Raw genomic sequence first — 13,652 nt, forward strand, 5'->3', positions numbered from 1 at the left:
CTCGACAGGCCCTCCCCCGACCCCTCCCGCAAGCGGGAGGGGAGAGTCTTTGCCGACATCAAATCTTCCAGCCGCTGTGAATCGCCACCAGCCCGCCGAGCATCGGCTCGACCTTCGTGTTCACGAACCCGGCCTCGCCGATCATCGCCTCGAACGTCGGCATGTCGGGGAAGCGGCGGATCGATTCGATCAGATAGCGATAGCTGTCGGCGTCGCCGGCGAGCAGCTTGCCGAGTTGTGGCACCATACGGTGCGAATAGGCATCATAGACCTCGGCGAAACCCGGCCACACCGTGGTCGAGAATTCGAGGCAGAAGAAACGTCCGCCCCGCCGCAACACGCGGTGCGCCTCGCGCAGGGCCTTGGGGATGTCGGTCACGTTGCGGATGCCGAAGGCGATCGTATAGGCGTCGAAGAACCGGTCGGGGAATTGCAGCGTCTCGGCGTTGGCTTCGGTCCAGACGAGGCCGTCGATGCCGCGCTTGGCGGCGCGCTCCATGCCGACCGCGAGCATGTCCGGGTTGATGTCGGCGACGGTGATCGACGCGCCCGACGTCTCCAGCCGGAACGCTATGTCGCCGGTGCCGCCGGCCATGTCGAGGATCTGCTCGCCCGCGCGCGGTTTGACGCGGCGCACGAACCGATCCTTCCAGATCCGGTGCATGCCGCCCGACATGGCATCGTTCATCAGGTCGTATTTCGCCGCGACGTTCGAGAAGACGCCGCCGACGCGGGCGGTCTTCTCGGCTGCGGGAATGTCTTCATAGCCAAAGGATACGGTATCGGTCATCGGGCCGCTCTAGCGGGCGCTTGTGGCGCGGGCAAACGCAACCTAGCTCTTTGGTTCAACCCACATCCGTTCGTCGGGACGAACGGCGGAATCGGATGGCGATGCCTGAACTCCCCGAAGTCGAAACCACCGTGCGCGGTCTCACGCCCGTGCTGGAGGGCGCGCGCCTGACCTTGGTCGAGACGCGCCGCCCCGATCTGCGCCGGCCGTTCCCCGCGGATCTGCGCCAGCGGCTGACCGGTGCGCGCGTGACCGCGCTCGGCCGGCGCGCCAAATACGGGCTGATCGGCACCGATCGCGGTGACACGATGATCTTCCACCTCGGCATGTCGGGGAGGTGGCGAGTCGATCCGGGCGAGCTCTTGCCGCACGACCACCTGATCCTCGAAACCGATACGGGCCGGCGGTTGGCGCTCAACGACGCGCGCCGGTTCGGCTCGGTCGATCTGGTGCCGACCGAGTCGCTTGACGTCTATCCGGCTTTCACCGCTACGGGGCCGGAGCCGCTCGGTGACGATCTTACCCCCGCCTATCTGGCGCGGATGCTCGAAGGGCGAATCGCGCCGATCAAAGCGATGCTGCTCGATCAGCGCATCGTCGCGGGGCTCGGCAACATCTATGTGTGCGAAGCGCTGTTCCTCGCTGGCATCAGCCCCAGGCGCGCCGCCGGACAGGTGTCTCGCGCGAAGCTCACCCGGTTGGTCGCGGCGATTCGCGAGGTGCTGCTCGCCGCGATCGCGGCGGGAGGCTCGACGTTGCGCGATTACGCCCGGCCCGATGGCGAACTCGGCTATTTTTCCAAGCAGTTCGCTGTCTATGGGCGTGAGGGTGAGGCGTGTGGCTGTGGCGGGACGGTTTCGCGCTATGCCGATGGTGGGCGATCGACCTTCTGGTGTCCGCGCTGCCAACGCTAAAAGGTTGACCTGCACGGGCCGACTGGCTAAGGGGCCTGCCTTCCAGCGCGGGGAGCGATCCCGGCGCGTCACCCGATTTCAGACTCAGAGGGCTTCATGGCCAATACGCCACAGGCGAAAAAGCGAATCCGGCGCAACGCGAACCGCGCCATTGTGAACGGCAATCGGGTCGGTCGCATCCGTACCTTTGTGAAGCGTGCGGAAGCCGCGCTCGCATCGGGCGACAAGACCGCCGCGACCGAGGCGATGGCGCAGGTGCAGCCCGAGCTGGCACGTGGCGTCGCCAAGGGCGTGATGCACAAGAACACCGCCTCGCGGAAATTCTCGCGGCTGACCAAGCGCCTCGCCGCGCTCGCCTGACGCTTTTCCCTCTACCGGAATGCTGATGCCCGCTTGGGGTTTCCCAAGCGGGCTTTTGCTGCGTCCGCGATAGATGCGGTGCGAATTTCCGCGCTGCACCGATAGGCGCGCGCAAATATCGGGCCAAGTAACAAACATAGGATTCCCCGCGATTCGCGATGTGTGTTGAACCGAGGGCATCCAGAAAACATATGTATTTCAGCAGATTATAAGATTTTTGACGGGAATCCTTGGCCCGAGACGAGTCAACCGGATTATTTCAAATATCTGACGGCTGCGGCTCTTGATCGACTCGTCGCGATCTTCATAATCGACCTCCGAAGCGCAGACGGTCGTCCGCGCTATTCAATTGATTGATCGTCACCAACAGCGGGACCGTGATTCCGGCTGGGGGAGGGTGTGTCTGAATTTGCGGCCGCGACATGCGCGCGGCCGGCGGAAAGGTGTTGCGTGAGCGGGATCGGGGCCAGGGGAGCGTTACGTTCGGACGTTCGGGACGGACGCGGCGAGATCGCCAAGGCTTGGAGCGTGGTGCGCGCGCATCTGCGCGAGTCCGCCGGGGTGCGGCTGTTCGACCAGTGGCTGAAGCCGATCGAACTGATCGAGGACGATGGCTTGGAAGCGGTGCGGCTGGCGCTGCCGTCCGCGTTCATGAGCAACTGGGTCAGCAACCATTATGCCGACCGGCTGCTCCAGGAATTCCGCGCGCTGGTGCCGAGCGTGCGCACCGTGTCGATCGAGACCCGGTCCACGACGCCGCAGCCCGCGACGCTCCGGGCCGAATCGGCGGAGATCGCCGTGTTGCGCCCGGTGCCGGCCGCGCCGGCGCCTGCCGCCGCCGCCGAGCGCCCGCCGCTCGACGCGCGCTTCACCTTCGACCGGTTCGTCGTCGACGCCTCGAACCGTGTCGCGTTCAACGCCGCGCGTGCGCTCGCCGAGCCGGGCGTGCCGCGCTTCAGCCCGTTGTTCCTCCACAGCGGCACCGGGCAGGGCAAGACGCACCTGATGCACGCGATCGGCGCGGCCTATCTCGACGCGGTGCCCGGCGCGCATGTGATCCTGATGTCGGCCGAGCGGTTCATGTTCGAGTTCGTGCAGGCGCTGCGCGCGCGGGACACGCACAGCTTCAAGGCGCGGCTGCGCTCGGCCGACGTGCTGCTGATCGACGACCTCCAGTTCATCGCCGGCAAGGATTCGACGCAGGAGGAGTTCTTCCACACGATCAACGAGGTGATGGGCGCGGGCAAGCGGCTCGTCATCAGCGCCGACCGCTGCCCGCAGGATCTCGATGGAGTCGAGGCGCGGATTACCTCGCGGCTGTCGTGCGGCCTCGTCGCGGACATCAAGGCGCCCGATCTCACGCTGCGCCGCGCGGTGCTCGCGCGCAAGCTCGCCGATCTGCCGAACGTGACGGTGCCGCAGGAGGTGCTCGATCTGCTCGCGACGCGGATCACCGCGAGCATCCGCGATCTGGAGGGAGCGCTCAACCGCGTCGTCGCCTATTCGCAACTGACCGGCGACGCGATCGATCTCGAATTCGCGGTGGCGACGTTGGGCGAGGTGTTGCGCGGCGCCGAGCGGCGCGTGACGATCGACGAGATTCAGAAGGTGGTGTCGGCCCATTTCGATCTCAAGCCGCTGGAACTGGTCTCCGCGCGCCGCGCGGTGGTGATCGCGCGCCCACGCCAGATCGCGATGTATCTCGCCAAGCGGCTGACCACGCGGTCGCTGCCCGAGATCGGGCGCAAGTTCGGCGGCCGTGACCATTCGACCGTGATCCACGCGGTGCGCCGCATCGAGGAACTGCGCGACAAGGATCGCGATGTGGACACCGCCGTCAGGACGCTGCTGCATACGCTGGAGGGGTGAGGGGGCGGCCTGGTGCCGCTCCCATCGGAGGCCGCGCCAGCCGTTCGCGCCGGGCGAAGTCGCGGCACCTGCGCAGGCGCCGCGACTTCGCCCGGCACGAACGGTCGTTGTTAAGCCATAGCCCGGGTCGTGGCCGCGTAAAGCGCGATCGCGGCGGCGTTGGAGACGTTGAGGCTCTCCATCCGCGGCGAGATCGGCAGCCGGCCCAGTTCGTCGCAATGCGCGGCGGTGTTCTGCCGCATGCCTTCACCTTCGGCGCCGAGCACCAGCGCGACGCGCTGCTGCCCCATCGCCTGCTCGAGCGTCTGCGGCGCCTCGCCGGTCAATCCGACGCGCCAGAAGCCGGCTTCCGCGATTTCTTCCAATGCACGCGCGAGGTTCACCACCCGCACCCACGGCACGATCTCGAGCGCGCCCGAGGCGGCGCGGGCGATCGTGCCCGATTCGGGCGGCGCGTGACGATCGGGCGTGATGATCCCGAGCGCATCGAACGCGGCGGCCGAACGCAGGATCGCGCCGACATTGTGCGGGTCGGTCACCTGATCGAGCACCAGCAGCGGGCGTCGATCGTCGGCGCCCTGTTCGAGCAGATCGCCGAGCCAGATATCCTCGAGCGGATCGACTTCCGCGACCAGCCCCTGATGCGGCGCGTCGGACGGCACCAGCCGCGCCAGATCGGCGACATCGGCATAGGTGATCGGGACCACGGGCGGGATGTCGAGGCTCGCGAGCGCTTCGCGCGTCGCCCAGATCTTGCGGACGACGCGGTCCGGGTTGGCGAGCGCGGCGATCACCGCATGGCGGCCCCAGAAGCGGGGCCGGCCGGCGGGCGCCTGTGACGGGCGGTGTCCGCGCCGCGCCATCAGTTCGGCACTCGGCGGGTTACGGCCGCGCGGGAAACGGGGGGGAGATCGACACGGGTCATCATGAAGGGCGTCCGATAAGCGGGGGATCGACATCCGCCGCGATGAATCTTGCCGTTCGGTATGCGCCGCGCTGCCGGCATGCAAGTCTCGCCCGCGATTTGCCGCTGTTGGGCGTTGACAGCGGGCTTCGAGGTCGGCATTGGCACGCCTCGCTTTTTGGCGGCCCAATCTGGACAGGTGGCCGAGTGGTTAAAGGCAGCAGACTGTAAATCTGCCCGTGCAAGCGTACGCTGGTTCGAATCCAGCCCTGTCCACCAAGGCTTTCAAGGCCTTGTTTTGACGAAGAAACGGCTGAAATCGTGGCTTCTAAGCTCCAATCCGGTACAAAAAACGGTGCGGAAGCTATCATGGGTAAGACCCTCGATTACGTCATTGAAGAAGCCACCGGTAGGCTCGTTTTCCGCCGGGTGTACCCCCGAGACGTCCGAGATTTCCTTCCCAAGCCCAAGTCGGTCCTGAAGGTCCCTCTAGGCGCTCGTACCTACATGACGGCGGACGCCTTCCGCATATACGAGCGGGCCAAGCGGCAATTCGACGATGACGTTAAGGCGGCACGAGGCCGAGCGCGTCTGAAAGCCAAGGGGGCGGCGGCGGCGTTCGACAGGCTCACCCCTGCCATCATCGACGACTTAGCGGCGGTCCTCCTTCACGATCAGCGCACAGGGATGGAGCAGCGCCTCCAAGAAGGGCACGGTGAGTTTGCCGGGGAGGGTTGGATATGGCTTCTCGATGAGCTGCGGAAGCTACGGGTGCGGCCGGACGACGAGCTTCTAGAGGGCATCCTCGGGCCCACGGCGGACCACATTCTAGCTCTCGAAGGGCTCCGGCTCGACCCGGCGAACCGCGAAGAGCGGCGACGGCTCCTGTGGGCGCTTAACGCCAAGCTGGTAGGGGCCACGGAGGAAATCCATCGGCACCTCGCAGGCTATGCGCCTCCGATCCCCCCGAGGCCGGCGCGGCCTCTCAACCCCCGAGGACGCAAGAGGACCGTCTCGGCCCTCGTGGACGCCTATCGTGCGCACAAGTGGGAAGGGTGGAAACGGTCATCACGCGCAGCTTCGGAGGCGGTTTCTAGGGTCCTGAAAGACGCCGTGGGAGATCGGGAAGCGGCCTCAATCACGCGAGAGGATGCGCGAGACATATTCGAATTGGTCAAAGGCCTGCCGGTCAACCTCGGGAAGCAGAAGAGCCTAGCTGGTCTTTCTGTCCCAGAAGCGGTTGAGAGGGCTCGGGAGCTAGGCCTGCCGACTATCCAGCCGCGCACGATCAACAACGCGTACATGGTTCACATTTCGTCAATCTGGAACTTTGGGGTCAAAGAGGAGTGGGTGGAGAAGAACCGCTTCATCGGCCTGAGCGTAGCGGACCCAGTGGCCGATAGGGATAAGCGGGACGCCTTCAGCACGGAGCAGCTCACCAAGCTATTCTCAACGGCGCCTTGGGACACGCCAGCTCCCCCGGACGTGGCGAAGCCCGGAGCGTTCTGGGTTCCCCTCATCGCCCTCTTTACGGGCGCCCGACTCGCAGAGATTGCCGGTTTGCGGATCATGGACGCGGCTGAGCTTGAGGGCGTTTTGGCGCTTCGCATCCGCCCGTACACTGGTCGCAGCCTGAAGAACGAAGATAGTCGGCGGGACGTGCCGGTCCCTTCGGCCCTGCTGCGGCTGGGCTTCCTTGCTTTCGTTGAGCAGAGGCGGGCCGACGACAAGCCGGAAGAAGCCTTGTTCCCAGACGCTAAAGCCAGCTCGCGCGGTCAATTCGGCGCCAAGTTTGGAGAGCGGTTCAGCGCACACCTGAAGAAGCTGGAGATTACCGGCACCAAGCTCGGGATGCATAGCTTCCGGCACGGCGTCGAGGACCGCTTGAGGGCTGCTGGAGTCTACGGGGACGCGGAGGCCCTCGCGCTGCTCGGCAGGGCCATAGCGGGTTCCCAGAGCATCTACGGGACCATCGGTGGCGGCTTCCCGATCGCTAACCTACTCGCGGTTCTGGAGAAGATCACCTATCCCGGTCTGGACCTCGCGCACCTTGAGGTGACGATTGACGGCAGCGAGGGCAATTAAGGCGGACATTTGCTCCGCATCTGTGGAATGTCCACCATCCCAAAAGCCTGTTGACCGCAGACTCGGTCCCGTGGAGTAGCCCTGTAGGCAACACGAGGGAGCTGCAATGTCGAGCAACGGTATCACCGCCTATTACTACGCGCACCGGGCTTTGCTCAAGTACATGAAAAAGACCGTGACGCTTCGACAGATCGACGTGTTCCTGCACGTAGCTCTTCAGGGCCCCGTCACCATGAAGCAACTCACAAAGGCGCTGGGAGGCAAGTCGGGGGCTCTCTATGACGACTTGCAGGACCTCGGAAAGGTCGCGGCATCTGGTCGCCCAGGAGCCCGCTTAATTGAAGAGGTGCCGCCCGCCGTCGAGGGGAAAGAGATGGCTTATCGACTCTCCGAACACGGCCGAAATGCTGCGGAGGCGGTGGCGTTTCACCTGAGCCCGCAGCTCCTTGAGACAGACGACGAGGACGACGAGCCGCTTGAGGATTACTGGGTTTCGCGGGCTGTCGTGAGGGGCTAAAGTGCACTGTGATCGTGGATTATCCACAGTTGAAGTTTATCTTACGGGCGGCTAGGAGGGGCCAAACAGGGAAGAGCTGGATATGAACGACCACCTAGACCGGGCGCTGCGGATCAACCGCGTGTTTCAGGAAGCCATGACGGTGGAGATACCTCTGTCGGTCGTTCAAACGTTCCTGATGGTCGCGCAAAACGAGGGGAAGACCCCCAAAGAGCTAGAGGCGCTGATGCACGGCAACCGCTCGACGACTTCGCGGCACCTCTTGGACCTCTCGGAGAACCTGCGCAGCGGCAAGCCCGGCTACGGCCTTCTCGTCCGCAAGCGTAACCCCGGCGACCTCCGATCGGCGATCTTCAAGGTTAGCGCCCGAGGCAGGGCTGTACTTGAGCAGCTTAAGGCCGCTTTGGACGGGTGAATTAGTGCAGACGTATGCACGAACAGCCGGCGCCGGAGTTACAACCCACGTATGCACAAGGGTCTCGACGGGATTAGGGTCCATGTAGGGGGGAGCAGCGGGTCGCGGGAATTAGTGCTGACGTATGCAGAAAGCGGGCAATTACCACTCACCTACGCAGGACCGCTCCCGCCCGTGGAATTACTCCACATGTATGCACAACCCGCGCGGCAGGGATTTACAGCCAACGTATGCAGATGGACGGCGCTGTGAGAGTTATCCCCAACGTATGCAGAAGTCCGAAACTGCGGCGGTGCTCAAGCCTGCCGTAGTGAGGATTGACGCACCCACGGCGACTTGATACCCAAGCCGCATAACGGAAGTGAACCGGGCGTGTTTTACACGTCTTTTATAGCGCCCGAGGCCGGTTCACACACAGGATAGTCAGCCATCGCCTAGCGTATGGTCCCGAGCGCTGCCCGACCTCGTTTCGACAGGGCATCCTGATAGGCTCCGACCGGCAGGCGTGAGCGCAAACACCACCAGCCGCCCTTCGTGGGCTTTTCTCAACGCGCCTTGGCGTCTCCGTCGAATACGGCGGCGTCCCGGCATGATTATAGGTGCCTGCATGACTTCCATTTCGATCCGTTCGGCCGCCCTCTGCCTCAACGGCGTTCCTATCGTCGCCTATGCCGTTGACGGCGTCCCCCATATATCCGTCTGGTCAGTTTGGGAGGCATTGGGCCTCGTCTCTGATACGGAGTGCAGCGGTATACACCTCGACGCTCTCAACCACGCTGTCGGGATCACGGGCGCGGTGCCCGTAGTCGCGCTTGAAGGTGAAAATGCCGACCGCCTAGACGAGTTCACGTTGCCTCTTGGCGATACCTATACCGTTCTCGATTGGCTCGAAGCTAATGCGGGGATTTTCGGCCGCTTCGACGTGACCGAGCTTGCTCCTGCGCTGCGGGAAGGCCTCCGCGCCAACGCTGACTGGCTCCAGACCCATGCGCCTCGCGCCATCATGGACGAAGACGGTCTGGACAATCGTTCCGAGGAATGGCTCGCTTACGTCGCCCGGACCTCGAAGGAACAGGAGGACGAGAGCGGTGGCATCGGCAAGGCCCTTTCGACCGATGAAGTGCACGACCTGATCGATAACGCGCGAAAGACCATCCCGGCGAGCCCGTCCGGAATGATCGAGATCGGGGCCACCCAAGGCCTCGCTGCGTTCATCTCGGAGCGTCGGTCCAGCCTTTCAGACGAGGAAGTGGCGATGCTGGTGGGCGCCGCTGCGGTCATCGCGGAGAGCGGTTCCGGCAAGTTCTTCGCCGCGATCGATGAGGCCGTAGCCGCCTGTGACGTAAACATGCAGGAACCCCCGGCCTTGGCGGACTGCACGGTCCAGTAAGGCACGGCGGGGGTACGCTGCGGGTGGACTTGAGGGATGCCCTTGAGACGCCCGCAGCGGCCTCGTGCGGCATTTAATGCAGACATATGCACGACCGCTCCCGCCGTAATCTCGCGGTCATCCAGAGACCTACGCCCGGTCCGCGTGTTGTCCGACGAGGGCTTGGAGAAACTGGAGGCACTGGAGAAACCGCAGCGGGGCACCCTCGATCTGGCGGACGTCTTGAGGGCCGATTACGCCTTCGCGTGATACGCTCCACGAATGCGGATAGGCCACGAATGCGGAATTACTCCTGACTTATGCACAACCGGAAAATCCCAAGGACGGACCCGAAACCCCAAGCAATTCTATAAGATACCTTAAGGTCTCTTGGGTTTTGTGGTGAAGGACCCGAAGAATGATAGTCAATGGAATTGTAAATGATAAACTCTCAAGGGCTCTTACAGGACCCTAAAGGGACAGCGGTATATTCGGTCCGGAACACAATGGACCTCATGCTCTCAGGATCACTCAAGACCGACAAGTATCTTCTGTCCGCCCTCGATCCCGGAGCCGGCAAGACCGAAACCTTGTGCAACTTCCTCAACGAATGGAAGGCTAAGAATTTCAGTCCCCCCGCCGGGGCCTTGATCGCCTTTGCGACCATCAAGGAAATCGAGAGCTGCATAAGCCGGGCGGAGTTTGGCACACAAGATTGCGCTGTCCTCGTCAACAAGGGTGCTGCGCTGTCGGCCAAGTATTCCGCCGACCCCTACACCACTCCGGTCCTCTTCACGACCCACGAGATGCTCCACAGGCGATGCCAAGACCAATCCTTCGCCGATACCGCCTACTTCCACTACCTCGGCAAGCCTCGGGCATGGCGCGTCTGGGACGAGTCCCTTACGCCCGCTCGCCCTGCGCAGCTCCGCAAGGACCACATCGTCAAAGCGCCAGAGAAACTACGCCCGCACGATCCCGCCGCCGCGAAGGCTCTGGAGGCCCTAGGAGACACGCTCAGGGACGATGCGATTGGGCAGGCTGTCACAGTGCCGGTTGGGGTCCACCACGCTCACAGGGCGCTCAAAAAGCATCTGGATTGGGATATCGCTGGACCTCTAGCGGCCCTCCCGTTCTTCGCGGATCGAGAAGGCGTAGTGGTCAACTGCAAGCTCTACGGCCTGCACCTCGCCGGGGCCGTGTTGCCCCTCCCTGCTGACTTCGCGCCATGCCTAATCCTCGACGCTTCCGGCAGGGTCCGAGAGACCTACAAGACGATGGAAACGGCGGGCACGCTCCAGCGCCTTCCAGACTTCACAGCCGACTACAGCCGCCTCCGCGTCCACCACTGGAACCGTGCGGCCAGCCGATCAACCTTGGATGACGAAGGAGCCCGGCGAGATGTCCTGTCATCCGTCTCCGCGCTCATCAACCAAGGGGACGACGCCGATCCGTGGCTAATCATCCATGCGCAGGACCGAGACAGCTACGGTATCGTGGAGGAGCTTCGGGGCCTCACCGTCAATCCGGAGCGCCTCTCATTCCTGCACTGGGGAAACCATCACGGCACCAACGATTACAAGGACATCTCCCGCGTCGTCGTCATCGGGCTCTGGAGGCAACCCAGCGCGACCTACACGGCCCTGCACATCGCCGCAGGAGGCCCGCTGGCGACCGCGACCGCAAAGGCGACCGTGGACGCCATCGAAGCCGGCGAACACCGCCACAACCTCTTGCAGGCCATCTGTCGCGCTTCAGTCCGGCAAGGGGCTGACGGGGTCTGCGGGGACTGCGAAGTCTACGTGATCGACAAGCAACCGGGCTTGGCGTCGTTACTGGCAGAGACGTTCCCCGGTGCGTCTGTACGGCCCTGGCGCCCGGCGGGTGCGAAGATGCCGAAAGGGGCGCTGCGGGCCTCGCTGGCGATTGCAGAAGGCCTGAGGGCCTCGCCGGACCGGAAGGTCACCAAGGCGGCTGTGCGGGCAGCTATGGGCGTCACGAGCGAAGCCCTGCGGCAGACCTTGGCGCACCCGGCGCTAATCGACTGGATGGGACGGAGGGGACTGCGGGTGGCGCCACGGTATTTCGAGGACTTGAGAGCCGCGTGAGCTGGAGGGGCTTGCAGTCCCTCTGCGGCCTTCATCGTGTCGTCCGTATAGGCTCTGACCTGTCACAAAATCTTGTAATGTAACATCATTACATAGCAAAGGCTTAGGCTCAGGTCCCCACGGCAAACTGCGGATTTCGCCACCCGATTATTTTTCCGGCCTGCGAGCGCGGGATATGCTCAAAAGGGCGTTAGGTCCCCTCCCTACGCGGGGCCGGCCGGGGGCGAAGCCTCATGTTTTCTACATGAGAGCGGACGGGAAATGCGCAGTGTGGCCCAGGGGCCTAAGGTGCTGTTCGATGCCCCCCTTGTCCGATATGGGGCATGCGGGGCTCGGTCGCTTCGTGCGGTGCTGCTACTTGGACGCCCAGTAGCGTGCCACGGTGGCCTTTGAGAGCCCGAAGTGGTCGCAAGTGGCCTTGATGCTGGCGTTGTTCGCCCGGCGCCATGCGATCACCTCTCGGGGCTCTGCGGCCTTGGGGCGGCCCAAGCTCTCCTTGCCCCGATGGGTCTTCCCGGTGGCCTCAAGGGACACCCGAGCCGCCGCACGGCCGCTGTCGCACCGCTCCTTGATCCGCAGGCGCTCCATGTCAGCTATCTGGGCGAGGACAGCGACGATGATTTCTCCGACGCCCCGACCGATTACTCCGAGGCCTCGAACATCAATCATCACCCCTTTGTCGAGCAAATGACGGACCATTGCCTGCACGTCCAGCGCATCGCGCCCCAGCCGGTCCAGAGCATAGACGTAGATCGTGTCACCCTCTCGGACATACTGGAGGAGCTGGGCGAACGCTGGGCGCTCCTCGGCCTTGATGGCGCCGCTCACGCCCTCATCGGCGAACTCACGGTCAAAGCCACCCCCGAGGGCCTGCCGCTGTGCTTCGATGCTCTGGGAGTCTCCGGAGGTGCGGTAGTAGGCGATGCGGGACATGAGGGCCTCGTGTCTCTGAAGGTATGCTGCACTTATGAGACCTATCGCATAAACTGTCAACCTATCTTGTGAGACAAAGATGCAGACCGCTAAGCCCCGGTCTCACAACCTTCAACTTTTGAGTCTGGCGCACCGAGGCGCTTGGCAGACCTAAGAGCCTGCGGCATCAAGGCCACGAGGGCACGCAAGGGGGAAGCTATGCGCCGGACCTATACGCTTGCAGTCCTCGCTTTCCTGATCGCCCTGTCGGGCTGCGGGGGCGGCGAGAGCAAGCAAGACCAGATCGACCGCCTCGAAGGGGAAGTTTCCTCGCTGCGGGACCAGATCGACAAGGCGCGGACCGACGCCCAAGCCCTATCCGACGATGTTGACCGCTTCGATAGCGAGGACTGGAAGGATGTCGTCGGCGACGTGAAGGACAAGCGAGACGCGGTAGTCAGCGATCTCGCCGACTCCTGAGATTGCCACCAACCTAGGGCCAATCCCTCCGGCGATCTGCGGCCCCATCGGCCCTAATGTCCCCCGCAGTCCCTCGACGACATAGGGCGGGGCACAGGAAGGCAGCACGGGCGCGGCAAGCCCCCGGCGATCGGCGGGCCTTCGAGCGCCTTGCGAAGTGGCGGGTCCCCTTGGGCCCCCTCCGGGCCCGGCGGGTTCCCGTCGCCAGTCTGGGCCAAATCGCAATTCGAAATGGCCGCTTCGCTCGACCGGCTGCGCAGCCGTCAGACCCTACACGCCGCAACCGCCGCCCCAAGATTTCTACGGGTCCCCTATTTCCTTTGGGTCCCATCCCCCTTTCCGATGGAACCGGACGCGCAACGACAATCGCTCCACAGAACACCGGGCCTCCTGAAACCACAGGGTCCCATCAGTTCCGTCCGAACCACCTCCGTTCACCTTGCCGGGTTCCTCCGATCCTGAACGGCTCATCCCATGCCCCAGCCAAGCCGCTGCGGGCATCCTCATTGCACAATAGAAAGCAATCCAATGACATCGCCACTTCCCCTCAGCGGGGGAGCTGAAACCCTCATGTTCCGAGGGGACCGCCCCGTCCGCATCCTGAAGCGGGAGGACGGCCTGCCGTACTTCAGTGCCGAGGACATCTGCCGCGCTGCCGGCCTCCCTGTCTATCAGGCGAGCAACGCTCTCTCGCGTTCGTTTCCCGACTATGCCCGGCACTCCGATCCCGATGCCACGGAGGACGGCATGGATAACCTCGTGTCTCCTGTTGGCGTCCTATTCCTCACGCAGTCGATCAGCGCCGGGAAAGGCCAAGCAATCGCCGCGTGGGCTCGGCGGGAAGCCTACCGGTGCGGATTCCGACGATCGCGCGCAGGCATTCCAATCTGATGCCGCGCAGCGTTCCGATTTGATCGCGCGCACTTGAA

12 protein-coding genes and 1 tRNA gene are annotated in these 13,652 nt (G+C 63.9%); 10 read left to right on the plus strand and 3 right to left on the minus strand.

Going from position 1 to position 13,652, the window contains the following annotated elements:
- Positions 1-58: 58 nt before the first annotated feature.
- On the minus strand, positions 59-790 hold the full coding sequence (locus PX554_RS22590; RefSeq protein ID WP_093222583.1) for a class I SAM-dependent methyltransferase: 732 nt from the start codon (positions 788-790) through the stop codon (positions 59-61).
- 101 nt (positions 791-891) lie between these two features.
- Between PX554_RS22590 and mutM the strand changes: the two genes are divergently transcribed.
- The 3 genes from mutM to dnaA all read left to right on the plus strand — a co-directional run bounded on the left by mutM (position 892) and on the right by dnaA (position 3,933).
- Positions 892-1,704 (plus strand): bifunctional DNA-formamidopyrimidine glycosylase/DNA-(apurinic or apyrimidinic site) lyase, encoded by an 813-nt coding sequence (gene mutM, locus PX554_RS22595; RefSeq protein WP_275504608.1) that lies wholly within the window; start codon positions 892-894, stop codon positions 1,702-1,704.
- 96 nt (positions 1,705-1,800) lie between these two features.
- Positions 1,801-2,064, plus strand: coding sequence for a 30S ribosomal protein S20 (gene rpsT, locus PX554_RS22600; protein WP_093222580.1), 264 nt, complete (start codon positions 1,801-1,803; stop codon positions 2,062-2,064).
- A gap of 459 nt (positions 2,065-2,523) precedes the next feature.
- Positions 2,524-3,933, plus strand: a complete 1,410-nt coding sequence (gene dnaA / locus PX554_RS22605) for a chromosomal replication initiator protein DnaA (protein ID WP_275504618.1) — start codon at positions 2,524-2,526, stop codon at positions 3,931-3,933.
- Between the two features lie 110 nt (positions 3,934-4,043).
- On the opposite strand, the gene rlmB is transcribed toward dnaA, so the two are convergent.
- Positions 4,044-4,796 carry a 23S rRNA (guanosine(2251)-2'-O)-methyltransferase RlmB gene (rlmB, locus tag PX554_RS22610; RefSeq protein ID WP_093222577.1) on the minus strand — a complete coding sequence of 251 codons (753 nt, stop codon included), beginning with the start codon at positions 4,794-4,796 and terminating at the stop codon, positions 4,044-4,046.
- A gap of 234 nt (positions 4,797-5,030) precedes the next feature.
- On the opposite strand from rlmB, the gene PX554_RS22615 reads away from it, so the two are divergent.
- From PX554_RS22615 to PX554_RS22640, 6 genes are all read left to right on the plus strand, one after another.
- Positions 5,031-5,116, plus strand: a tRNA-Tyr gene (locus tag PX554_RS22615).
- A gap of 90 nt (positions 5,117-5,206) precedes the next feature.
- Positions 5,207-6,922, plus strand: a complete 1,716-nt coding sequence (locus PX554_RS22620; RefSeq protein ID WP_275504609.1) for a site-specific integrase — start codon at positions 5,207-5,209, stop codon at positions 6,920-6,922.
- Positions 6,923-7,028: 106 nt separating this feature from the next.
- Positions 7,029-7,439, plus strand: coding sequence for a hypothetical protein (locus PX554_RS22625; protein WP_275504611.1), 411 nt, complete (start codon positions 7,029-7,031; stop codon positions 7,437-7,439).
- 82 nt (positions 7,440-7,521) lie between these two features.
- The gene (locus tag PX554_RS22630; RefSeq protein WP_275504612.1) at positions 7,522-7,854 is read left to right on the plus strand and encodes a helix-turn-helix domain-containing protein; all 333 of its coding nucleotides are present in this window, start codon (positions 7,522-7,524) and stop codon (positions 7,852-7,854) included.
- Between the two features lie 607 nt (positions 7,855-8,461).
- Complete coding sequence (locus PX554_RS22635; RefSeq protein WP_275504613.1) at positions 8,462-9,244, plus strand: hypothetical protein; 783 nt, start codon at positions 8,462-8,464, stop codon at positions 9,242-9,244.
- Positions 9,245-9,729: 485 nt separating this feature from the next.
- On the plus strand, positions 9,730-11,331 hold the full coding sequence (locus PX554_RS22640) for a hypothetical protein (RefSeq protein WP_275504614.1): 1,602 nt from the start codon (positions 9,730-9,732) through the stop codon (positions 11,329-11,331).
- A gap of 354 nt (positions 11,332-11,685) precedes the next feature.
- Here PX554_RS22640 and PX554_RS22645 read toward each other — a convergent pair whose 3' ends face one another.
- On the minus strand, positions 11,686-12,264 hold the full coding sequence (locus PX554_RS22645; protein WP_275504615.1) for a recombinase family protein: 579 nt from the start codon (positions 12,262-12,264) through the stop codon (positions 11,686-11,688).
- Between the two features lie 198 nt (positions 12,265-12,462).
- Between PX554_RS22645 and PX554_RS22650 the strand changes: the two genes are divergently transcribed.
- Entirely contained in the window at positions 12,463-12,723 is a 261-nt protein-coding gene (locus PX554_RS22650) for a hypothetical protein (RefSeq protein WP_275504616.1), read from the plus strand.
- The last annotated feature ends 929 nt before the right edge of the window (positions 12,724-13,652 follow it).

Source organism: Sphingomonas pollutisoli (assembly GCF_029167165.1).
In the GTDB taxonomy this organism is placed as follows: domain Bacteria; phylum Pseudomonadota; class Alphaproteobacteria; order Sphingomonadales; family Sphingomonadaceae; genus Sphingomonas; species Sphingomonas pollutisoli.

Coding starts and splice junctions, on each gene's coding strand:
- PX554_RS22590 (WP_093222583.1), bottom strand. CDS start 790: ATGACCGATACCGTATCCTTTGGCTATGAAGACATTCCCGCAGCCGAG.
- PX554_RS22625 (WP_275504611.1), top strand. CDS start 7,029: ATGTCGAGCAACGGTATCACCGCCTATTACTACGCGCACCGGGCTTTG.
- PX554_RS22645 (WP_275504615.1), bottom strand. CDS start 12,264: ATGTCCCGCATCGCCTACTACCGCACCTCCGGAGACTCCCAGAGCATC.
- rlmB (WP_093222577.1), bottom strand. CDS start 4,796: ATGGCGCGGCGCGGACACCGCCCGTCACAGGCGCCCGCCGGCCGGCCC.
- PX554_RS22650 (WP_275504616.1), top strand. CDS start 12,463: ATGCGCCGGACCTATACGCTTGCAGTCCTCGCTTTCCTGATCGCCCTG.
- rpsT (WP_093222580.1), top strand. CDS start 1,801: ATGGCCAATACGCCACAGGCGAAAAAGCGAATCCGGCGCAACGCGAAC.
- mutM (WP_275504608.1), top strand. CDS start 892: ATGCCTGAACTCCCCGAAGTCGAAACCACCGTGCGCGGTCTCACGCCC.
- PX554_RS22620 (WP_275504609.1), top strand. CDS start 5,207: ATGGGTAAGACCCTCGATTACGTCATTGAAGAAGCCACCGGTAGGCTC.
- PX554_RS22635 (WP_275504613.1), top strand. CDS start 8,462: ATGACTTCCATTTCGATCCGTTCGGCCGCCCTCTGCCTCAACGGCGTT.
- PX554_RS22640 (WP_275504614.1), top strand. CDS start 9,730: ATGGACCTCATGCTCTCAGGATCACTCAAGACCGACAAGTATCTTCTG.
- PX554_RS22630 (WP_275504612.1), top strand. CDS start 7,522: ATGAACGACCACCTAGACCGGGCGCTGCGGATCAACCGCGTGTTTCAG.